Annotated in this window: 16 protein-coding genes and 8 tRNA genes; 19 read left to right on the top strand and 5 right to left on the bottom strand. The window is 40.9% G+C overall.

Features of this window, described 5'->3' with window-relative positions; all coding sequences use genetic code 11:
• The first annotated feature begins 4 nt into the window (after nt 1-4).
• From MSC25_RS19290 to MSC25_RS19265, 6 genes are all read left to right on the top strand, one after another.
• On the top strand, nt 5-1,186 hold the full coding sequence (locus MSC25_RS19290; RefSeq protein WP_248444348.1) for a cystathionine beta-lyase: 1,182 nt from the start codon (nt 5-7) through the stop codon (nt 1,184-1,186).
• A gap of 163 nt (nt 1,187-1,349) precedes the next feature.
• The gene (locus MSC25_RS19285; RefSeq protein WP_054983890.1) at nt 1,350-2,177 is read left to right on the top strand and encodes an ABC transporter permease subunit; all 828 of its coding nucleotides are present in this window, start codon (nt 1,350-1,352) and stop codon (nt 2,175-2,177) included.
• The gene (locus tag MSC25_RS19280) at nt 2,174-3,082 is read left to right on the top strand and encodes an ABC transporter ATP-binding protein (protein WP_024033654.1); all 909 of its coding nucleotides are present in this window, start codon (nt 2,174-2,176) and stop codon (nt 3,080-3,082) included. Before MSC25_RS19285 ends, MSC25_RS19280 begins: the two co-directional genes overlap by 4 nt.
• Nucleotides 3,082-3,456, top strand: coding sequence for a PH domain-containing protein (locus tag MSC25_RS19275; RefSeq protein ID WP_004589518.1), 375 nt, complete (start codon nt 3,082-3,084; stop codon nt 3,454-3,456). Before MSC25_RS19280 ends, MSC25_RS19275 begins: the two co-directional genes overlap by 1 nt.
• 199 nt (nt 3,457-3,655) lie before the next feature.
• Nucleotides 3,656-4,450, top strand: coding sequence for a putative porin (locus MSC25_RS19270; RefSeq protein WP_248444347.1), 795 nt, complete (start codon nt 3,656-3,658; stop codon nt 4,448-4,450).
• A 477-nt stretch (nt 4,451-4,927) separates the two neighbouring features.
• The gene (locus MSC25_RS19265) at nt 4,928-5,731 is read left to right on the top strand and encodes a putative porin (RefSeq protein WP_064386448.1); all 804 of its coding nucleotides are present in this window, start codon (nt 4,928-4,930) and stop codon (nt 5,729-5,731) included.
• Between the two features lie 87 nt (nt 5,732-5,818).
• Here the strand turns inward: MSC25_RS19265 and MSC25_RS19260 are convergent, their stop codons facing one another.
• Nucleotides 5,819-7,666: a M2 family metallopeptidase gene (locus tag MSC25_RS19260; RefSeq protein ID WP_024033652.1), complete on the bottom strand. Its 1,848-nt coding sequence runs from the start codon at nt 7,664-7,666 to the stop codon at nt 5,819-5,821.
• 167 nt (nt 7,667-7,833) lie between these two features.
• Between MSC25_RS19260 and MSC25_RS19255 the strand changes: the two genes are divergently transcribed.
• Nucleotides 7,834-10,110: an acyl-CoA dehydrogenase gene (locus tag MSC25_RS19255; protein WP_248444346.1), complete on the top strand. Its 2,277-nt coding sequence runs from the start codon at nt 7,834-7,836 to the stop codon at nt 10,108-10,110.
• Nucleotides 10,111-10,176: 66 nt separating this feature from the next.
• Here the strand turns inward: MSC25_RS19255 and MSC25_RS19250 are convergent, their stop codons facing one another.
• On the bottom strand, nt 10,177-10,611 hold the full coding sequence (locus tag MSC25_RS19250; protein WP_029773124.1) for a hypothetical protein: 435 nt from the start codon (nt 10,609-10,611) through the stop codon (nt 10,177-10,179).
• A 146-nt stretch (nt 10,612-10,757) separates the two neighbouring features.
• Complete coding sequence (cysK, locus tag MSC25_RS19245) at nt 10,758-11,726, bottom strand: cysteine synthase A (protein WP_004589513.1); 969 nt, start codon at nt 11,724-11,726, stop codon at nt 10,758-10,760.
• A gap of 366 nt (nt 11,727-12,092) precedes the next feature.
• Here cysK and MSC25_RS19240 point away from each other — a divergent pair, with 366 nt between their 5' ends.
• The 12 genes from MSC25_RS19240 to MSC25_RS19185 all read left to right on the top strand — a co-directional run bounded on the left by MSC25_RS19240 (nt 12,093) and on the right by MSC25_RS19185 (nt 17,629).
• A complete protein-coding gene (locus MSC25_RS19240; RefSeq protein ID WP_248444345.1) occupies nt 12,093-13,244 on the top strand; it encodes a dicarboxylate/amino acid:cation symporter in 1,152 nt (383 codons plus the stop codon).
• Nucleotides 13,245-13,402: 158 nt separating this feature from the next.
• Nucleotides 13,403-14,053 (top strand): UvrY/SirA/GacA family response regulator transcription factor, encoded by a 651-nt coding sequence (uvrY, locus tag MSC25_RS19235; RefSeq protein WP_004589511.1) that lies wholly within the window; start codon nt 13,403-13,405, stop codon nt 14,051-14,053.
• Between the two features lie 11 nt (nt 14,054-14,064).
• The gene (gene uvrC, locus MSC25_RS19230; RefSeq protein ID WP_004589510.1) at nt 14,065-15,888 is read left to right on the top strand and encodes an excinuclease ABC subunit UvrC; all 1,824 of its coding nucleotides are present in this window, start codon (nt 14,065-14,067) and stop codon (nt 15,886-15,888) included.
• 42 nt (nt 15,889-15,930) lie between these two features.
• A complete protein-coding gene (gene pgsA, locus MSC25_RS19225) occupies nt 15,931-16,476 on the top strand; it encodes a CDP-diacylglycerol--glycerol-3-phosphate 3-phosphatidyltransferase (RefSeq protein WP_024033647.1) in 546 nt (181 codons plus the stop codon).
• Between the two features lie 208 nt (nt 16,477-16,684).
• Nucleotides 16,685-16,760 (top strand) — tRNA-Gly (locus MSC25_RS19220).
• Between the two features lie 27 nt (nt 16,761-16,787).
• Nucleotides 16,788-16,861, top strand: a tRNA-Cys gene (locus MSC25_RS19215).
• Nucleotides 16,862-16,897: 36 nt separating this feature from the next.
• A tRNA-Leu gene (locus MSC25_RS19210) sits at nt 16,898-16,984 on the top strand.
• 90 nt (nt 16,985-17,074) lie between these two features.
• Nucleotides 17,075-17,150 (top strand) — tRNA-Gly (locus MSC25_RS19205).
• Between the two features lie 39 nt (nt 17,151-17,189).
• Nucleotides 17,190-17,276 (top strand) — tRNA-Leu (locus MSC25_RS19200).
• A gap of 60 nt (nt 17,277-17,336) precedes the next feature.
• Nucleotides 17,337-17,412, top strand: a tRNA-Gly gene (locus MSC25_RS19195).
• Nucleotides 17,413-17,431: 19 nt separating this feature from the next.
• Nucleotides 17,432-17,505, top strand: a tRNA-Cys gene (locus MSC25_RS19190).
• A gap of 37 nt (nt 17,506-17,542) precedes the next feature.
• A tRNA-Leu gene (locus MSC25_RS19185) sits at nt 17,543-17,629 on the top strand.
• Between the two features lie 525 nt (nt 17,630-18,154).
• Here the strand turns inward: MSC25_RS19185 and MSC25_RS19180 are convergent.
• Nucleotides 18,155-19,750, bottom strand: coding sequence for a BCCT family transporter (locus MSC25_RS19180; protein ID WP_096739834.1), 1,596 nt, complete (start codon nt 19,748-19,750; stop codon nt 18,155-18,157).
• A 183-nt stretch (nt 19,751-19,933) separates the two neighbouring features.
• Nucleotides 19,934-21,349 carry a sodium:alanine symporter family protein gene (locus MSC25_RS19175; protein WP_024033645.1) on the bottom strand — a complete coding sequence of 472 codons (1,416 nt, stop codon included), beginning with the start codon at nt 21,347-21,349 and terminating at the stop codon, nt 19,934-19,936.
• Between the last annotated feature and the right edge of the window lie 327 nt (nt 21,350-21,676).

The following is a 21,676-nucleotide window of genomic DNA, read 5'->3' as shown; positions in this document are numbered from 1 at the left end:
GGTAATGTCGACAAGCAAAAATAAAAATACCCAGTTAGTATCAACGGGGCGTAAAAAAGCCTACACCCATGGTGTGGTAAACCCCGTAGTACAGCGTGCTTCTACAATTGTATTTGACAGCGTGGCCGAATTAAAAGAGGCCGCTAAAACCCGCGGTGATAAAACATTATTTTATGGCCGCCGTGGCACAACTACACATTTTGCACTGCAAGAGGCAATAACCGAGCTTGAAGGCGGCGAAGGCTGCACACTTTACCCATGCGGCGCTGCGGCAATAAGCCAAGCGTTATTGTCGTTTGTAAAGGCAGGCGATCATATTTTAATGGTTGATAACGTGTATGAACCTACGCGTGATTTTTGCGATAAAATTTTAGCGGGGCTAGGTGTTACCACCACTTATTACCCACCTACAATTGGCGCAGGTATTGAGGCGTATATTCAGCCAAACACAAAAGTGCTGTTTTTAGAATCGCCTGGCTCTATAACCATGGAAATACAAGATGTACCTGCCATGGTAAAAGTAGCCAATGAGCATAATATTATGACCATGCTTGATAACACCTACGGCAATGGCTTGCATTACCGCCCACTTGAACACGGTGTAGATATTAGTATTCAAGCAGCAACTAAGTATATTGTTGGCCACTCTGATGTAATGATGGGTGTAGCAGTGGCAAATAAAAAGTACTGGCCAACCCTGCGTGAGCAGTCGTACTTATTGGGGCAATGCACCAGCGCAGATGATGCCTATTTAGCGCTTAGAGGTTTACGTACTATGGCAGTGCGTTTAAATCAGCACGAAAAGGCGGCTATAGAGGTGGCAAAATGGCTTGAGCAACATGAGTTAGTTGATCATATTCGCCATCCTGCATTTGCAAGCTGCCCTGGGCATGAATTTTTTAAGCGCGACTTTGATGGCAGCAATGGATTGTTTTCATTTGTAATGAAAACCGGTAACCAAAAAGCCATTGATGCGTTTTTAGATAGCCTTGAGCACATTAAAATGGGCTTTTCGTGGGGCGGCTTTGAAAGTTTAGTCACCGCCAATTTGACCATGAAAGGTTTACGTTCGAACACTGGTTGGGATTTAGGCCCTGTTATTCGCTTGCATATTGGCCTTGAAGACATTGATGATTTAATTAATGACTTAAGCCAAGCACTTGAAGTATACCAACAGCATTTATAAAAATAGGCTAAATAAACAAAGTTTGGCCTGTTACATTTAAACGATTTGTTACAAAGCTCACTTATGGTGAGCTTTTTTTTGCTGGTAATTCAAGGTGTTTACACTTACTGTTGTTACATTACGCTTTATTTTAAAGCATGAGCAACGTCATTAAGGAAAGCCAATGGCAACATCATCATTAGTGAACATAGGGCGATTAACCCAAATAGCGGGTTTTGAGCTAGTACGTATGTTTTTAACCAAGCGCGGCTTAATTGCTATGGCCGCCTTTGCCCTTGTTTGGTTACTTATTTTACGCTACCCGATAGGCCAAGCCGTCAGCATTATTAGTGCGCCCAATTTTGAACAAATGGCACGCGATATTTCAGGCAGTATTGGTTTAAGTAAGTTGCTTGATTGGCCTGAGGCCGAATTTGCTATGTACTGGCTAGTCGCTTTGTATAGCTTTCCGCTGTTTGCTATTTTTATATCAAGCGATCAAACCGTTGGCGATAGAGAGCGCGGCACATTACGGTTTTTATCATTGCGCTCTACACGGTTTGAAATTTTATTTGGCCGTTTTTTAGGTCAGCTTGGCGTGTTAGCGTGTTTATTAGCTATTACCCTAGTGGCAACCCTTGGCGTACTTGGTTACAGAGAGCCTAGCCTATTAATGGGGGGGTTAAGCCGTGCGGTTTCTATATTTATAATAATGGTGGTGGTACTTAGCCCGTTTGTGGCATTAATGAGTTTGATTAACACGTTTGCTCGCTCGTCTCGTTTAGCAATTGTGTTAGCCATTTTATATTTTGCTGGTGGCGGCATTATTGTGGGTATATTGGCGTGGCAAGTACCGGCTTTAAATGCGCTCGATTACCTTTTCCCTGGGGTTAATTCTGAGCTTTTAGCTGGGCAAAACCTACCTTTATTAAGTGCCTTAGGTGTGCCGCTTATTCAAAGTGCTGTATTTATAGCGATTGCGCATCGAATATTTACAAGGAGTTCGCTATGAGCGTATTAATAAAAGCCAGCGGCTTGAGTAAATCGTATGGCGCAAAGCAAGCACTTAACAACGTAAGCTTTGAAATTCAAAAAGGCGCACCTGTGGCGTTAGTGGGTCCTAATGGCGCCGGTAAAACCACATTATTTAGTTTATTGTGCGGCTATATTAACCCAAGCCACGGTGAGCTCAGTATTTTAGGGCATAAGCCTGGTAGTGCAGCGTTGTTCAACCAAGTGAGTGCATTACCGCAAGATGCGCAGTTAGATCCGCGTTTTAATATAGATAAGCAACTGGCGTTTTATGGCAAGCTTCAAGGCATGGGCGCTAAACAAAGCCACAATGAAGCGCTGCGCGTACTTGATTTGGTAGGCTTAAAAGAAGTCGCTAAACAGCGTGCGGGCGATTTATCTCACGGTATGCGCAAACGGGTAACGATAGCACAAGCGCTGATTGGCTCGCCGAAAATAGTGATGCTTGATGAAGCCACAGCAGGGCTTGACCCTATTCATGCCAGGGAGGTGCGAGAGCTGGTATCGAGCTTAAGCGATGAAGCCACCTTTATTTTAAGTTCGCACGATTTAACCGAACTTGAGCGATTATGCTCCCAAGTGCTCCACCTAGATAAGGGCATTTTGAGCGAGCACCAAACAAAAGACAACAATACGCATACTCACTTTTATACCTTAATGCTCAACGAGGCGTATCAAAATGTGGAGCAGCAACTGCAGGCGTTAGCAGGTGTAAGCCGTGTGTATATGAGCCAACATAAAGAATACGTGATTGAGTACCAGCCAACCGGTGAGCCACTTGATATTGCTTTATTAAACTTTTGCCATCAACAAAACTGGCAATATAGGCAGTTAGTAAATGGTCACACCTTAGAAAATCAAATATTTACACAGGAGAAAGCATAATGGGACTACTCAGTGGTTTAATGGGAAATGCAAGCGAAGTAGATGATTCTGATTTAGAAAAAGTACTTGCTAATACCCTAATAGATGGCGAACAAGTAGAAAAAGCCTATAAGGTGATTCGCGATATGTTTATTTTTACTAATAAGCGTTTAATTTTAATTGATAAGCAAGGTATGACCGGCTCTAAAATGGAAATGGTGAGTATTGCTTATTCTAAAATTACTAAGTTTAGCAAAGAAAGTGCAGGGCACTTTGATTTAGATGCCGAGCTTAAAATTTGGATTGGTTCAGACCCAACGCCTATTAGTAAAGAGTTTAAATCGGGCGATAATATTAACGAAGTTTATCGTGTAATAAGTCAGCATGCGCTTTAGTTTGCTGAACATGTTTTAAGTAGTTGTTGACTATATGTTGCAACTACTTTAAATTTACAGTTTCTTACACCTACTTACAATTAACTTAATAAATACAACTGCTTAATTAAGTTTTCATTCAGTTTCTCAGCGTTAGCATGTCCCCACTTTAGTCAATGAGCTAAAGCATAAAAAGCAATGCACAAAGGGAAGTCTTACAATGAAAAAATTAGCAGTTATTATTTCAAGCATTTTATTATCTAGCACTGCGGCTGCTGCAGACAGCTACAATTCAATCAGTAATTTAAGCTACAAAGATAGCGATAACAACGACACTGTTGCTGTAGACTCTATTTATTACCTATCTCCTAAAAAAACATTAGGTCCGTACGATCAGTTTGAGTACATTAATAAACAAACTAACGTTTACGGCGGTTATGCTGATGACGACTTTGGTGATGTTACTAACATTGGTGGCGAATACTTTATTAATGAATTTGTTGTTGGCGCATCTTACGAAAACCTTGAACCAGATTCGGGCTCTAACGGTGAGCTTTACAAGCTAACTGGTGGCTACTTCTTTAACCCTGATTTATTAGCAAAAGTAACGCTTGTTGAAAACAAAGACGGCGATGACTTTGCTTTGTTTGATTTAGCATACAATCACATGCTAAACAGCACAGACTACGTAGGTGTAACACTTACATCTGATGACGACTTTGATTACCGCGCTGTTGCAGCTAAGTACTTTATTGACTTACAGCAAGGTAACTTTTTAACGTTTGAAGGTAAATACGAGAGCATTGAAGATGCAGAAAACCAGTGGGTAGCAGAAACTAACTACTACTTCTCAAAAGCAACCTCGGTATTTGCTAACTACAACAAGCAAGATACATACAGCTTTGGTGCTCAGCACTTCATCAATAAAAACATTGGTCTTAAAGTAGGTTACGAGAACAATGCAGATGACTCTGATAACGATGCATACTTTGCAAACATGCGTTTTCAGTTTTAATTAAGCCCTGTACTTAATTAAAAGCATAAAAAGCCCGCTACTGTAGCGGGCTTTGTTGTTTTTAACTTAAATTATCCGTGGTAAAAGTTTTACCAGGTGCAATTACGGTCTTTGTTCTGCTCATCTAAATAGCATTTTTTAAATTAAAAATAATAATTTTTTTGAAAAATGAGAAAAATATAATGAGGGATAGTTATATTGATGAGGTTTATCGAATAGTTAAGTTGTATTCAATTTAGCGACAGTTTGTACCTTATTTGTTACTTTTGAAGTTTAAATGCTGAGATATAATTCTACTGTAGATTTAAGATGTGCTTTATATTTACATTTGTACGGAATGATTAACAATTTAAGTTGTTGATATTGTGTTTAATTTGTTCTCCCATTCATTTTTTGTTCATTATTTGTTGTTAGGATGCGGCCCGACTTTGGCTACATGGCCCAAGCATAGAAAATAACATTTATAGGGAATTTAAAATGAAAAAATTAGCCGTTATCATTTCGAGTATTTTATTATCAAGCGCTGCATCTACTGCAATGGCAGCCGATACTTACCAATCTATCAGCCACGTAGGATACATGGACATTGATGGAGATGACACGGTAAGTGTTGACTCAACTTATTACTTTTCTCCAAAAGCGACGTTAGGTCCTTACGATCAATTTGAGTACATCAATAAGCAAACAAATGTTTATGGTGCATACAGTGATAATGATTTTGGAGATATTACTAGCGTTGGCGGTGAGTATTTTGTACAAGATTTCGTATTAGGTGCGCAGTACAATAATTTCGACAGTGATTTTGGCTCAAGCACGGATGTAATTGAACTTTCAGCAGGCTATTTCTTTAATCCAAACCTTGTATTAAAAGCAACGTTTGTAGATGTTGAAGATGCTGACAATCAGTTTGTGTTTGACTTAGCATATAACCACGAATTAAACAGCACTGATTATATCGGCTTTACTGTAACAGCAGATGACGAGTTTGATTACCGTGCAGTAGCAGCTAAGTACTTTGTTGATTTACAGCAAGGTAACTACTTAACTGTTGAAGGTAAATTTGAAGATGTTGATGGCGGTTCTAGTAGCTGGGAATTAGCATCTAACTACTATTTCAGTAAAGCAACATCGGTGTTTGTTACAGTTAACAAGAACGATGACTACGCTTTTGGTGCTCAACACTTTTTCAATAACAATGTTGGTTTAGAAGCAGGTTACGGTAATAACTGGGATGATTCTGATTACGATGCTTACTTTGCAAATGTAAGCTTACAGTTCTAATTTAATCAAAAGTTAGTTACTGAACAAAAAGCCCGCTACTGTAGCGGGCTTTGTTGTTTTTAACTTAAATTAACCGTGGTAAAAGTTTTACCAGCCGCAATTACGGTCTTTGTTCTGCTCATCTAAATAGCGTTGCAGCGGTGCAAAGTAATCAAGCATAGCGGTTGCATCCATTTGTGGCTTGCCAGTGATGGTTTCAAGGGCTTCTTGCCATGGACGAGAAGAGCCCATTTCCAGCATTGCGTTTAGCTTATCCCCTGCTTCTTTTGAATTATAAATAGAGCAGCGGTGAATGGCTTTATCGTTACCGGCTATTTCACATAAGCTACGGTGAAATTCAAACTGTAAAATATGCGCTAAAAAGTAACGTGTATAAGGAGTGTTGCCTGGTACGTGGTATTTAGCACCTGGATCAAAGTCATCTTCGCTACGTGCAATAGGCGCTTTCACACCTTGGTATTTTTCACGTAGCTCCCACCACGCTTTATTATAATCTTGTGGCTTTACTTGGCCCGAAAATACCTGCCAGCGCCATTGATCAACCATTAAGCTAAAGGGCACAAACGCGACTTTATCTAGCGCCATTTTCATTAGTAAGCCAATGTCTTTTGACTCATCAGGTACTTGCTCGAGTAAACCAATCTCTTTTAAGTAACCGGGTGTAACCGATAAAGCAATGGTGTCGCCAATGGCTTCGTGAAAACCATCGTTGGCACTTTCTTGATAAAATAAAGGTTGTTTATTATAAGCGCGCTGATAAAAGTTGTGGCCTAGCTCATGGTGAATAACAGAAAATTCTTCGCCGGTGCGTTGAATACACATTTTAATGCGTAAATCGTCTTTGCTATCTATATTCCAAGCAGAGGCATGACACTGTACGTCTCTGTCTTTCGGTTTTACAAATAACGAACGCTCGTAAAAAGTCTCTGGCAGTGGCTCAAACCCCATTGAGGTAAAAAAGGTTTCAGCACCTTTAACCATTTTTAGCTCGTCGTAATTATTTTTAGCTAATAGCTCGGTAACATCGTAACCCGGATCGGCGTTTTCTGGCGCGACCACATCGTAAATGTTACCCCACGCTTGCGCCCACATGTTTCCTAATAAATGCGCAGGAATAGGCTCATCTTGGGCTACTTTGTCGGTGCCGTATTTTTCGCCTAATTTAGCGCGTACATGGCAATGCAGTGAGTTATAAAGTGGCTTTACTTGCCCCCAAATGCGGTCAAGCTCGGTTGTAAAGTCATCGGCTGGCATATCGTACTTGCTGCGCCACATTGCGCCGGTATCAGCATAACCTAGCTCTTTAGCCCCTTCGTTTGTAAGGGTTACTTGCTGCTCGTAAAGTGGGCGCATGGGCTTTGAAATTTGGCGCCACCCTTGCCATAAATCAAGTAGCTCGTTGTAATCACGGCTGGTGGCCATTTTTGCGGTCATATCACCAAGGCTTAAACAGCTGCCATCGTCTTTACAGTATTTACCTTTACCGTATAAACCACCTAGCTCTGCCACAATAGTTGAAAGTTGGGCTGTTTTTTCAGCGTCCTGAGGAGCGGGTAAAGTAAGCGCAAGTTTAAGTTTATTAAGCTTGCGGCGTGCATCGTAATCAAGCGCTAAGTCGTCAAATTGTGCTGCCTGATTGGCTAAACGTACGACCGACTCGGTCATTTTACGATTAACTTCGGCAGATAACGCCGAGGTGTCGTGTGTTATAAAGTTTGCGTAAATCCACTCAGCGCGGCTCGACTCTAGGTAAAGCTCACTTAGTTCTTGCTCGGCTTTGGCAATAAATGCATTGGCATCTTGTTTTGTAAGAGGCTTCTCGGTCTGTGCTGAATCACTAGTGTCTATGGCTATTTCTGCTTCGCAGGCGGTTAGCGCTAATGTACTTGCGACTATGAGGGCGCTCATACTTAGTTTAAAGCGTGGCGTGTTCATTGTATTCCTTTGGTTTATTGTTATTAAGAAAGTGATAATAGCAGCGATGTTTAAAACAATAAAATTAATACGTTAAGGCGTGTGGTGCATCGCGCAATGATTGTATTTAAACTAAGATGGGTCATAATTAAGTTACTATTTTCATTCAATGTAAAAGGAATGTGCTCATGTCAGTATTTATAATATTGCTGGTCGTGGTGGTGGTTATTTTTGCAGTCAAAGATATTCGCCTTAACCTGATCAGCCGTCCTACGTTTAAAATGTTTAAAAAGGTACTTCCGCCGCTCTCGCAAACGGAGCGAGAGGCAATGGAAGCCGGCGATGTATGGTGGGATGGTGAGCTATTTAGTGGTAATCCAGATTGGCAAAAACTGCATAACTTTCCAAGGCCTGAGCTTAGCGATAAAGAAAATGACTTTATGGATAATCAGGTTAACACGCTACTGGCGATGCTAGATGATTACCAAATTGTACAAAAAGACAAAGACCTGCCAAAAGAAGTCTGGGATTACTTAAAAACAGAGGGCTTTTTTGCGCTGATCATTCCTGAAAAATTTGGTGGACGTGAGTTTTCTGCCATTGCTAATTCAACCATAGTGTCAAAAATTGCCACAAAAAGCTTAACTGCGGCGGTTACTGTTATGGTGCCTAATAGCTTAGGCCCAGGCGAGCTGTTACTGCATTATGGCACAAAAGAGCAACAAGACCGTTGGTTGCCAAGCCTTGCAAGTGGTAAAGATGTACCGTGTTTTGCACTTACAGGCCCAGAAGCAGGCTCTGATGCCGGCAGTATTCCCGACTCAGGCGTAGTGTGTAAAGGGCAGCATAATGGTGAAGAAGTTATAGGCCTGCGTTTAAATTGGTCTAAGCGTTATATTACGCTTGCGCCGGTGGCAACCGTACTTGGCCTTGCCTTTAAAATGTATGACCCAGATGGGATATTAGGCGATGAAAAAGAGCTAGGGATTACCTGTGCGCTAATTCCTACAGATCACGAAGGGGTAGAAACGGGTGAGCGCCATTATCCATTAAACATGGCATTCATGAACGGAACTACCTACGGTAAAGATGTTTTTATTCCGCTAGATTGGATTATTGGCGGTGAGCAGGGCGCAGGGCGAGGCTGGCGCATGTTGGTTGAGTGTTTAAGTGCTGGACGCGGTATTTCTTTACCTGCACTAAGCACCGCAACAGGGCATTTAGCCTCTAAAATGACCTCTGCTTACTCTGTGGTACGCCAACAGTTTGGTGTATCAATTGGCCAATTTGAAGGTGTACAAGAAGCCTTAGCCCGTATTGGCGGGTTAACGTATACGTTAGAGTCTGCGCGTTTAATGACCGCAGGCGCAATAGATTTAAAACTTAGCCCATCGGTTGTTACCGCCATTGCAAAATACCATATGACCGAAATGGGGCGTACGGTAATGAACGATGCAATGGACATTCATTCTGGTAAAGGTATTCAAGTAGGGCCTAATAACTATTTAGCCCATGGTTATATGGGGATCCCGGTATCGATTACCGTTGAAGGGGCAAACATTTTAACCCGCAACTTAATGATTTTTGGCCAAGGTGCCACGCGTTGTCATCCGTTTGTGTTAAAGGAAATGGAAGCTGCCGCAATGGAAGACGATGATGCAGCACTTGATCAATTTGATAGTTTATTGATGAAGCACATTTTATTTGCTGCCAGTAACGCCGGCATGGCTTTTGTGCATGGTCTTACGCGAAGCTGTTTGGCAAAAGCGCCCGTGTGCGGTGCAACCGCTGTGTATTACAAACAGCTAAGCAGAATGAGCCGAGGGCTTGCCTTTACTACAGATGTAGCCATGTTGGTACTTGGTGGCGAGCTAAAGCGTAAAGAGATGATTTCGGCGCGTTTAGGTGATGTGCTTAGCCATTTATATTTAGCCTCTACGGTATTAAAACGCTTTGAAGATGAAGGGCGCCAACAGGCTGACTTACCTTTTGTGAAATACGCTATTGCAAATTCTCTTTATGAGATAGGCCAAGCGTTTGATGGTTTTTTCAAAAACTTTTCAAATCCGGTGGTTAACTTTTTACTTAAACGCATTGTGTTTCCGCTGGGGAATCACTACCACAAGCCAAGTGATGAAACAGCCCAAAGTATTTGCGAGCATATGACGCAACCTGGGGTGTTTAGAAACCGTTTAACGCACTTATGTTATGTAGATGAAAATGCGGGCACTGGCGTGATGGAAAATGCATTTTTAGCTATGCACGATATGCAAACACAGTTTAAAGAATTAAAACACTGGCAACGCAGTGGTAAGGTCCCTGCAACACTCGACATAGAAGGCGCAATAAATTACGCACTAGAGAATGAACTCCTTTCGCAAGCAGATGCCGATGCAATGCACCATACCAATAAACTAAGAAAACAAGCAATTGCCGTTGATAACTTTAAACCCGGTGAATTATAACGCTTAAGATAAGCGCTAAACGCAAAAAGGCCTTACATGTGTAAGGCCTTTTTTGTGGTGTATAAGTTAGCGTGCGTAAGGGTCTGCAACTATTTTATCGATATACCATTTCCCTTTTTTACGAAGCATTTTAACGCTGCGCATATCATCGACTTTATCGCCATTAAAGTAGCCTGTAAAAATGAGGTTTATTTTGGCGTTATCGCCATATTGTTCGCGTACGCTCATGTTGGTCATATCGACTTCAATTACTACTTCATCGTATTGCAGGTTTACTAAGTTTCGGGCAAATTGTTTAGCAGTACCATAGGATTTCATAATTCGGCTGAGGTTAGGGGTGGCCATTGTGCTGGCTTTTTGTAAATCTTTTTGATTATACAATGCATCAAAGTAAGCGGTGGCTGTATCGCCCGGTGAGTCGCCCAGCGTTTGTACGCTATCGCCACAGGCGGCTAAAAATAAGCATACGATAAAACTTAAATAAGCTGTTATTTTTTTCATGTTAAATGTTTTTAATTAGTTTTTTTAAAGTGTGTGGTTAATTAAACAAGATGTAAAGCAGCACTGGGGAATAAATAGAAAATTGAATCATAAATAATAAAAAAGGATGCCATAAGCATCCTTTTGAGTATCTCAAGGAGAGAAGTTTACTGTACTAATTCTTGCTCGCTAAATTCTTCAGCAAACATTGGGCTAGACAGGTAACGCTCTGTGGCACTTGGTAAAATCACCACAATATTTTTATCAGCGTTTTCTGGTTTTTCAGCAAGGCGTTTAGCGGCAACAACAGCTGCGCCTGATGAAATACCCACTAAAATACCTTCTTTTTTCATTAGCTCATGAGCCATGGCAATAGCATCTTCGTTTGATACTTGCTCTGCACCATCAATCACACTTAAATCAAGGTTTCCAGGAATAAAGCCTGCGCCAATACCTTGAATTTTATGTGGACCTGGTTTTACTTCTTCGCCTGCAAGCGTTTGGCTAATAACAGGTGAGTTAGTTGGCTCAACTGCAATCGCTTTAACATCTAGGCCTTTTTCGTTTTTAAGGTAACGGCTAACACCTGTAATAGTACCGCCAGTGCCTACGCCTGCTACAAAAAAGTCTACTTTACCATCAAGCGCTTCAAAAATTTCAGGGCCGGTTGTTTCAAAGTGAATTTTAGGGTTAGCTGGGTTTTCGAACTGTTGTAATAAAATGTATTTTTCTGGATCTGTTGCTTGAATTTCTTTTGCTTTTTCAATTGCGCCATTCATACCTTTAGCGCCATCTGTAAGCACTAAGTTAGCGCCTAATGCTTTTAATAGTTTGCGGCGCTCTAGGCTCATTGTATTTGGCATGGTAAGTGTTAGTTTGTAACCACGTGCTGCTGCAACAAATGCAAGGGCAATACCTGTATTACCCGATGTAGGTTCAATTAGTTCTTTACCTTCAACAAGCTGACCTGATTTTTCAGCTTCCCAAATCATTGATGCACCAATACGACATTTAATACTAAAGCTAGGATTACGCGATTCTACTTTAGCGTAAACGTTTCCGCCTGTTACGCGATTAAGTTTTACCAGTGGTGTATTACCAATGCTTAGTGAGTTATCTTCAAAAATAGTAGACATAATGTTCCTTTGGATACAATCTGATCAATGTGTTAATAGCCTTTGCTATTAACTATATAAATACACTTTACTGCGAGTTTAAAAAAACTAAAGTAAAGTTTGGCTATAACATATATCTATTGGGCTTATAACCAGCCGAAATAAAAATTAGTTATTATTGTTGCTTTAGTTATTAAAGATGCGGGCTCATTTTTAAATTTAAAGAGTAAATTTCGCCACGTAGTTAAAAAATGCTCAGAGTAGGCTAATTATTGCGATGTTTTTGTGTGTTATTTGCGCACATGAATATAACTTGAATACTTTTATCACACAATGCGCCTAAAACATGTTAAAAACACTCTATCTATATTCAACTAAGCAATCACAATGAAGTTAATCTTAAAATTAATTGCCGGTATTGTGGCCGGTATTTTGGTCGGGCTTTATGTGCCTCTCACAGGTGTTGAGCTTTTATTTACTGTTAAAGAACTTATTGGCCAACTCATTTCTTTTACCATTCCATTAATTATTTTATTTTTTATTGCTTCTGGCATTGCGGGCTTGCCTAAAGGGTCTGGCCATTTATTAGGTAAAACCGTTGGCTTTGCTTATAGCTCTACAGTAATTGCAGGTACGCTTGCCTTTTTATTAGTGAGTGCGGTTATTCCACTGCTAAGTGGCAATATTACGTTTGAAGCCGAAGTTGCCACTGAAATTGGCAGTTTTATTGATTTAGAAATTCCACCGCTGATGGGTGTAATGACAGCGCTTGTGACTGCATTTGTGTTTGGTATTGGCATGAGCCAACTTGAATTAGAAACACTTAAAAAAGTGTCTGATCAGGGTCGCGATGTAATCGATGCTTTATTATCTAAAGTAATTATTCCGGCATTACCATTTTACATTGCAGGTGTATTTGCGGAAATGACCGTAGCAGGTACCGTGGTCGATACATTGCAAACCTTTGGTGTAGTGCTTATTGCTGCACTTGTTATGCACTGGCTGTGGCTAACCGTATTATATGTTTCTACGGGGATATTACTTAAACGTAACCCGTTGGAGCTCGTTAAAAATATGCTTCCTGCTTATTTTACAGCGCTGGGGACAATGTCGAGCGCGGCAACCATTCCGGTGTCTTTGCAATCAAGCAAAGCAAATAACGTAAAAGAAGATGTAGCAAACTTTACAGTGCCACTGTGCGCTACTATCCATTTATCGGGTTCTACCATTACGATTGTGACGTGTGCAATGGCCGTTATGTTTTTATCGCCAAGCATGGAAGTACCTTCTTTAATGGGGATGCTACCGTTTATTATGATGTTAGGGGTAGTAATGATTGCAGCGCCAGGTGCACCTGGTGGAGCAGTAATGTCGGCGCTCGGTTTATTAACCAGTATGCTTGGCTTTAACGAAGGCGCTGTTGCACTTATGATTGCACTTTACCTTGCGCAAGATAGCTTTGGTACTGCGTGTAATGTTACAGGCGATGGCATTATTGCCCTATGGGTAGACCGTTTTAGCGAAAAAGCAGCGCCATAAAAAACTAAAGTACTGGTTTTTAGCAGTAGTAAAATAATGCTAAAAGATGAGTACACCTAAAGCGAAGCAATAATATTAGTTATTGTTTCGCTTTAACTGTGGTAATGTGGCAAATTAGATTGTTTGTCGCGTATTGTTAGGTTAATGAGGGTATTACATTGATTAATGTGCTTTTAGTTGATGACCATGAGCTGGTACGAACTGGTATAAAACGTATATTAGATGATGTACGTGGTTTTAAAGTGGTAGGCGAAGCTAAAGATGGAGAGGCTGCGGTACAGTTTTGTCGCCAGCACGCACCTAATATTGTATTAATGGATATGAACATGCCTGGCATGGGTGGCTTAGAGGCCACTAAAAAGATTTGTCGCTATTGCCCAGATGTAAAAATTATTGTGCTTACGGTTAATTGCGAAGACCCGTTTCCATCAAAAGTGATGCAAATTGGCGCGCATGGCTTTTTAACCAAAGGTGCAGGCTCTGATGAAATGGTTCGTGCTATACGGTCTGTTCATGCAGGCCAGCGTTATATCGCCCCAGAAATTGCACAACAAATAGCCCTTGCGCAAGTAACAGGGCGTACCGATGAAAACCCTTTTCAAAGCTTATCTGAGCGCGAGCTACAAATTATGCTAATGATCACCAAAGGTGAAAAAGCTCAAGATATTGCCGAGCGCTTAAATTTAAGCTCAAAAACAGTGAACAGCTACCGTTACCGTATGTTTGAAAAATTAAACGTAGGAGGCGACGTTGAGCTTACTCATTTGGCTATTCGCCACAAAATGATTGATATAGACGTATCTCATTAATTTTTTAATTTATGTCTGAATTCGATCACGCCCAATTTTTAAAAACGCTATCAAGTGAACCGGGTGTATACCGTATGCTTGATAGTGAACAACAAGTTATTTATGTCGGTAAAGCTAAAAACTTAAAAAAACGGGTAAGTAGCTACTTTAGATCTAATCTAACCGACAGCAAAACCCGTGTGCTAGTGAGTAATATTTGCGATATTGAAGTTACGCTCACAAACACCGAAACCGAAGCCCTGCTGCTTGAAAACAACCTTATAAAAAAATATCAGCCGCGTTATAACATTTTATTACGTGATGATAAGTCATACCCCTATATATTACTTACCAGTCATAAACATCCGCGTTTAGCCTTTCATAGAGGCAGTCGCAAGGTAAAAGGCGAGTACTTTGGGCCTTTCCCAAGTGCTGGCGCAGTGTCGGAAAGTTTGCGTTTAATGCAAAAAATATTTCCTGTACGTCAGTGCGAAGATGCCTATTACCGTGCCAGAAGTCGCCCGTGTTTACAGTATCAGCTAAAGCGCTGCTCAGCACCGTGTGTTAATAAAGTGACAGAGCAAGAGTACGGCGAACAAGTTGATTATGTACGTAAGTTTTTAACAGGTAAGTCGCACGAAGTAATAGCCGATTTAATAAAAAAAATGGAAGCGGCGAGTAAAGACCTTAACTTTGAGCTCGCAGCTAAAGTGCGTGACCAAATTATGCTACTGCGCAAAATGCAGGAGCAGCAGTCTATTTCAGGTAATTTTGCTGAAATGGATGTGGTAGGTTTTGCACACTTAAATGGATTAAATGGGATTCATTTATTAATGATCCGCGATCATAAAGTGCTAGGCAGTAAAACCTATTTTCCAAAAGTGCCTAAAGATTCGGGGCAAGAGGAAATACTCACTTCGTTTTTAGGGCAATATTATTTAGCGCCTGGTGCGACAGGGCGCATAGCAAAAGAGATTATTTTACCGTTCGAGATTGAAGAAAGTAGCGCATTGAGTGAAGCGCTTACGCAAATTAGTGAGCGTAAAGTATCGCTTAAAGTGGTTACCCGCGGGGAGCGAGCACAATATCTTCAGCTTGCTAATAAAAACGCATTAAACAGCATTACCGTTAAACAAAGTACGCAAGACTCTATAAACAAACGTTATGCACAATTAAAAGCGACCCTAGGCTTAGATGATATAAACAGAATGGAATGTTTTGATATCAGCCATACCATGGGGGAGAACACAGTAGCCAGTTGTGTAGTATTTGATTCGCAAGGGCCAAATAACAAAGAGTACAGGCGCTACAACGTAACGGGTATAACCGGCGGTGATGATTACGCGGCAATGGAGTTTGCACTGAACAAACGCTACAACAAAGTGGTAGATGAAGACAAAATCCCTGACGTTATATTCATTGACGGTGGTAAAGGGCAACTAGGCCGTGCAGAGCAGTATTTTGCTACGTGGCCACATGCTAAAATGCCGCTGTTAGTAGGTGTAGCAAAAGGCACAAGCAGAAAGCCAGGCCTTGAAACCTTATTAATTGATGGCGGGCGAAAAACGATTCCTATGGATTCGGATGCGCCAGCACTTCATTTAATCCAGCATATTCGCGATGAGTCGCACCGATTTGCCATTGCAGGGCACCGTAATAAGCGCCAAAAACAGCGCACGCAATCATTATTAGAAGAGATCAACGGAGTAGGTTCTAAGCGCCGCCAAACATTATTAAAATATTTAGGGGGCATGCAAGGGGTAAAAGCTGCTAATATAGAACAGTTAAAGAAAGTTCCTGGGATCAGTCCTGACATGGCTGAGAAGATATTTAACCATTTGCATGACAAGGGCTAGCCCTTCATGCGAATATAGAAAAAAAGACATATCCAAGTAGTTATGTGGAATATTCCAAACACACTCACAACCTTTAGACTTTTTCTTATCCCCATATTTTTGGTGATATTTTACTTGCCTTATAGCTGGGCGTTTTTTGCTGCCGCTTTTATTTTTTGGCTTGCATCAATCACCGATATACTTGATGGCTATTTAGCACGAAAGCTAGAGCAATCTACGCCTTTTGGTGCGTTTTTAGACCCTGTAGCCGATAAGGTTATGGTGTGTGCTGCACTTGTTGCGCTCTCTGATCATTATCAGTCTATGTATATGACGATTCCGGCACTTATTATTATTAGCCGTGAAATAGTGATATCTGCATTACGCGAGTGGATGGCCGAACAAGGCAAACGTGGAAACGTTGCAGTATCAAATATGGGCAAAATAAAAACCGCGGCGCAAATGCTGGCGATTATTGGCCTAATTTGGCAATACGATACGTGGATGATCTATTTAAGTTTTGCTTTACTGTATATAGCCACCTATTTAACACTGAGCTCTATGGTGCAATATTTAATGGCTGCATGGAGTGAATTGACCAAAAATTGATTGTAAACGTCTAATAACGCACCGTTTTAGATAAAAAATAATCAAACAGTTCAAAAGTGGCATTTTTTGTGTTGACGCGTTTAATAATCTCTGTAGAATGCGTCCGTGTTGAGAGGGCATACCCCCCAAGATAAAGAAAACCAAAGTTACTTAGTTAGCAGCGTAAACATCGCAAGATGTTGAATAACGCAGATAATTAAATAATAATGCGGCACTAGCTCAGTTGGTAGAGCGCGACCTTGCCAAGGTCGAGGTCACGAGTTCGAGCCTCGTGTGCCGCTCCAAGTTTTCATTAGGTTGTCCAACGGTTTGGCGGAATGGCAGAGTGGCCATGCAGCGGATTGCAAATCCGTCCACCTCGGTTCGACTCCGGGTTCCGCCTCCATTCAACACTCCACATGCTTTAAATAGCAAACTCGATGCCCGAGTGGTGGAATTGGTAGACACAAGGGATTTAAAATCCCTCGACTAACAAGTCGTGCCGGTTCAAGTCCGGCCTCGGGCACCACTTTGTGGTTTAATTACATAGCCAAGTGTAATTTATAAAAACAATGTTACATAAATTAGTTTGTGTAATTAAATTTAGAATTAATATGATGCGGCACTAGCTCAGTTGGTAGAGCGCGACCTTGCCAAGGTCGAGGTCACGAGTTCGAGCCTCGTGTGCCGCTCCATATTAGTTTTATCCACTTGCTTTAAATAGCAAACTCGATGCCCGAGTGGTGGAATTGGTAGACACAAGGGATTTAAAATCCCTCGACTAACAAGTCGTGCCGGTTCAAGTCCGGCCTCGGGCACCACTTTTAATTATCCTACCAAGATAATTGAGAGTTAGATAAAATATTAATGAAAAGTTTAACGCGGCACTAGCTCAGTTGGTAGAGCGCGACCTTGCCAAGGTCGAGGTCACGAGTTCGAGCCTCGTGTGCCGCTCCAAATTATTTGGAAGCGTTAAGGCGGAATGGCAGAGTGGCCATGCAGCGGATTGCAAATCCGTCCACCTCGGTTCGACTCCGGGTTCCGCCTCCATTTAATTACTCCACATGCTTTAAATAGCAAACTCGATGCCCGAGTGGTGGAATTGGTAGACACAAGGGATTTAAAATCCCTCGACTAACAAGTCGTGCCGGTTCAAGTCCGGCCTCGGGCACCACTTTTACTAAAGTCCTTTTAGTAAATTAAATACTCCCTATTTTTAAATAAACATCCATTTTTTATATAACAATCACTTTGTTTATGTTTTTGCCTATTCCTTAAAAATTAATAGCAATTGGCTTAATCAAGTGACTAATTTTGAGGCAGACAATCGTGCTTAAAGCAAAGCATACGTATTGTTACACGTTAACGTTAGTTGATTAAACCTAAATTACTTTTCCTATATCCCTTTGCTGCTGCCGTCTAAATCCAATTCAGTTCATCAAAGCAATTTACATACATGCGCGACTACCTGATGATATAAACTTGATAGCTAAAGGTGCAACAAATAGCACTTGGTTGTTATGCGCTTATATGTGCGCTCTATTTATTTAAAACAACGTGTTTTAGAGGTGTATATTGCCAAAGCTAAACAGTTTGATAATTAAATACGTTCGTTAATGTATTAGCTGAAGTGTAGGTAGGGGAGGAAATAAAGTGCAAAGCAAAGCGACACAAAGCCGCTTTGCTAAAGTACATAATGCTATAACTTTGTTTGTGCTTTATAAATAGGGTATTCGCTCATTAAACCTTGAATAAGCGCCACGCACATTAAAATAAGCACAATTGAGAAAGGTAACGCAGTGGTTACTACTCCCGATTGCAAGGCCTGCAAGGCTTGAGAGCCACCTACCCACAGTAATACGGCGGCTATTGCCCCTTCAATCGATGCCCAAAATATACGTTGTGGTACCGGCGCATCAATTTTTCCGCCAGCGGTTATGCCATCTATTACAAGTGAGCCAGAATCAGAAGAGGTGATAAAAAATACTAAAACAAGCACAATTGAGATCACACTAATAAGGCCACTAAGCGGAAGCTGCTCATAAACCTGAAATAGCGTCACAGAGATATCGGTTAACCCGTTTTGCCCAAGTGGGCCTACTTTATCAATAATTTGTGAAATCGCTAAATTACCAAATACCCCCATCCACACTAAGCTTAACAGTGTTGGTAGGCCAATGACGACTAATAAAAATTCTCGCACGGTACGGCCTCTAGAAACGCGGGCAATAAACATTCCTACAAACGGCGACCACGATATCCACCATGCCCAATAAAATACTGTCCAGGCATGCATCCAGTCTTCATCTTCACGGCCAAACGGATTACTAAGCGGAACCATATGTTCTACATATGCACCAAAGGTAAACCATATTGCTGTGATTGAGTCACTAAAAGTAAGCGATATTATGGCTACAAGTAAAATAAATGCACATATAAGATTGATGTTACTAAGTACTTTCACACCCCCTTCAATGCCTTTAATAACAGAAACAATAGCAATACAGGTAACGAGTGCTATAACTGTAATTTGAAAAGCGGTGCCGTAGTCAGTGCCCATTAAATAATTAATACCACTTGTTGCTTGCTGTGCCCCTAAACCAAGAGACGTTGCTAAACCAAAAAGCGTGGAAAGTACAGCAAGTATATCAATAACATGACCCAGCCAACCCCAAGCACGATCGCCAAATAAGGGATAAAACACGGAGCGTATAGATAACGGAAGGCCTTTATTGTAAGCAAAAAACGCTAAGCTAAGTGCAACAATGGCATAAATTGCCCAACCATGTAAGCCCCAGTGATACATGGTGGCGCCCATGGCTAAAGAGTGCGCTTCTGGGGTATTTGGCTCTGCGTTCATTGGCATTAAATACCAATCAGTATAATAGGCTGCGGGCTCTGCAACACCCCAAAATAGTAAACCTATCCCCATTCCTGCGGCAAATAACATTGCCAGCCATGAGAGATAACCATGTTCAGGTTTTGCATCAACACCCCCTAAGCGAATTTTACCAAGAGGGGAGAGCGCAAGTGCAAAGCAAAATAATACGAAACCATTAGCAATCAACATGAAGTAGCTATCAAATTTATTGATAATGGCATCTTTAGTTGAGGTAAGTGCTTCTCTGACCACTTCAGGGTCAAGCAATAAGGTAAGGGCAACAAATAGTATGACTAAAAATGCGCTTATTCCAAACACTGGGTTATGAACATCAAACCCCCATTTTTGTACGTTATCTTGACCTACCTGATAATCGGTAGTGTCAATACTGTATTTGTTCAATTGGTCATCCATCATGACTCCTTTATATTATAGATAACAAACTTCAATTTTATAGTACGTAAGTAAATCAAAAAGCGCCTATTACTGATATTTAATTATGGTATATATCTCTGAAATACATTAATAAATTTTTATATAGTTTGAAAGGCAAAAAAAAGCGAGCTAATGCTCGCTTAATAATCTTTTAATTTAGCGTTACTTCCACGCGTTAGGATCAACCTCTTTGGCAAGCTTAGGGTGCTTGTCTTTGTCAAACGTAGGTAATACACCTTGCTTGTTTTGCGCGTTGTAATCTTTTGATAACCACACAACAACGCCTGAAAGCATAAACAGTGCAACTACGTTTACAATAGCCATAAGGCCCATAGAAATGTCAGCAAGTGTCCAAATAATACCTAGTTCACCAATGGCACCAAACATAACCATACCTAATACAAGTAATCTAAATATAAACATTCCTTTAGTAGAGTTGTGCTCTAAAAACATTAGGTTTGTTTCGGCATATGAGTAATTCGCGACAATAGAGGTAAATGCAAAAAACAAAATGGCAATGGCAATAAAGTAAGTACCCCAGTCACCTACGTGCTCTTGTAGTGCGGCTTGCGTTAACTCTATTCCTAATACACCCGATTCAGGCACAAGTTGATTAGACAGTAAGATTAATGAGGCAGTGGCTGTACAGATCACAATAGTATCTATAAATACACCTAGCATTTGCACATACCCTTGCGAGGCTGGGTGCGGTGGATAAGGTGTTGCCGTTGCTGCGGCATTGGCTGCGCTACCCATACCGGCTTCGTTCGAAAACAAACCGCGCTTAATACCTTGGATCATAGCTTGCGTTACACCATAGCCAATTGCACCGGCGCCTGCTTGCTCTAAACCAAAAGCACTTTTTATTATAAGTACAATAACATCAGGTAGGGCAGTAAAGTTAATCGCACATACATATATAGCAACTAGCAAATAGGCAAGCGCCATAAATGGAACAACCATTTCGGCAAAACGTGATATTGTTTTTAATCCACCAAAAATAATAATGCCTGAGCCAATTACAAGTGCAATGCCTACTATATACTTAGGTACATCAAACGCTACTTCAAATGCGGCAGCAATAGAGTTTGACTGTACAGCATTAAATACCAGGCCAAAGGCTAAAATTAAGCATAATGAAAACAACACACCCATCCAGCGTTTGCCTAAACCACGCTCCATATAATAAGCAGGGCCACCTCTAAAGTTGCCATCAGCGTCTTTAGTTTTATAAGCTTGCGCTAACGTACTTTCTGCAAAGCTAGTTGCCATACCTATTAAAGCAATCAGCCACATCCAAAATATAGCCCCAGGGCCACCTAAATAAAGTGCCACGGCAACACCGGCCATATTACCTGTTCCAACACGCGCCGCTAAAGAAGTACAAAAAGCCTGAAAAGAAGAAATCTCATCTCCACCACATTTACGTGAGCCAAACATAACTTTAAACATATGGGGGAATTGTACAAATTGAATAAAGCCTAACCGAATGGTAAAAAAGACACCTGCTGCTATTAATAAGTAGACGAGAACTTGGCCCCAAAGTAAGGCACTTATACTATTTATTATATCTGTCATGAATACTACCTAAGTACATGAGTTGAAAAAGTGCTGGCAACTTACCATAACAAATCAAAAGAGTTTAGTTTTAAAAGCAAAAAAGCAGTCTTATCCACAGGCTTTTGTGGGTAACATGTGTTTTTAATGTGGGGTTCTTATGGGTATAAATTAAATGCAATTTTATTCAATAAAACACTTGCGTATAAAACGTTTCTCCCTATAATGCGACCCCACTGAGACGGCAGAGCGCAACGCATAGCGAGGCACGAGCTACTCAGTGAGTTGAGTAAAACTTAGTTTTAAAAACTTTCAAGTTTAACAAAATTAAGTGTTGACAAAAAAATA

This window comes from Pseudoalteromonas sp. 1CM17D, assembly GCF_023161805.1.
GTDB classification, from domain to species: Bacteria; Pseudomonadota; Gammaproteobacteria; order Enterobacterales; family Alteromonadaceae; genus Pseudoalteromonas; species Pseudoalteromonas atlantica.
The sequence above is the reverse complement of the archived record's forward strand: the minus strand, read 5'-3'. Positions and strand labels throughout refer to the sequence as shown.

Coding starts and splice junctions, on each gene's coding strand:
- MSC25_RS19290 (WP_248444348.1), top strand. CDS start 5: ATGTCGACAAGCAAAAATAAAAATACCCAGTTAGTATCAACGGGGCGT.
- MSC25_RS19285 (WP_054983890.1), top strand. CDS start 1,350: ATGGCAACATCATCATTAGTGAACATAGGGCGATTAACCCAAATAGCG.
- MSC25_RS19280 (WP_024033654.1), top strand. CDS start 2,174: ATGAGCGTATTAATAAAAGCCAGCGGCTTGAGTAAATCGTATGGCGCA.
- MSC25_RS19275 (WP_004589518.1), top strand. CDS start 3,082: ATGGGACTACTCAGTGGTTTAATGGGAAATGCAAGCGAAGTAGATGAT.
- MSC25_RS19270 (WP_248444347.1), top strand. CDS start 3,656: ATGAAAAAATTAGCAGTTATTATTTCAAGCATTTTATTATCTAGCACT.
- MSC25_RS19265 (WP_064386448.1), top strand. CDS start 4,928: ATGAAAAAATTAGCCGTTATCATTTCGAGTATTTTATTATCAAGCGCT.
- MSC25_RS19260 (WP_024033652.1), bottom strand. CDS start 7,666: ATGAACACGCCACGCTTTAAACTAAGTATGAGCGCCCTCATAGTCGCA.
- MSC25_RS19255 (WP_248444346.1), top strand. CDS start 7,834: ATGTCAGTATTTATAATATTGCTGGTCGTGGTGGTGGTTATTTTTGCA.
- MSC25_RS19250 (WP_029773124.1), bottom strand. CDS start 10,611: ATGAAAAAAATAACAGCTTATTTAAGTTTTATCGTATGCTTATTTTTA.
- cysK (WP_004589513.1), bottom strand. CDS start 11,726: ATGTCTACTATTTTTGAAGATAACTCACTAAGCATTGGTAATACACCA.
- MSC25_RS19240 (WP_248444345.1), top strand. CDS start 12,093: ATGAAGTTAATCTTAAAATTAATTGCCGGTATTGTGGCCGGTATTTTG.
- uvrC (WP_004589510.1), top strand. CDS start 14,065: ATGTCTGAATTCGATCACGCCCAATTTTTAAAAACGCTATCAAGTGAA.
- pgsA (WP_024033647.1), top strand. CDS start 15,931: ATGTGGAATATTCCAAACACACTCACAACCTTTAGACTTTTTCTTATC.
- MSC25_RS19180 (WP_096739834.1), bottom strand. CDS start 19,750: ATGGATGACCAATTGAACAAATACAGTATTGACACTACCGATTATCAG.
- MSC25_RS19175 (WP_024033645.1), bottom strand. CDS start 21,349: ATGACAGATATAATAAATAGTATAAGTGCCTTACTTTGGGGCCAAGTT.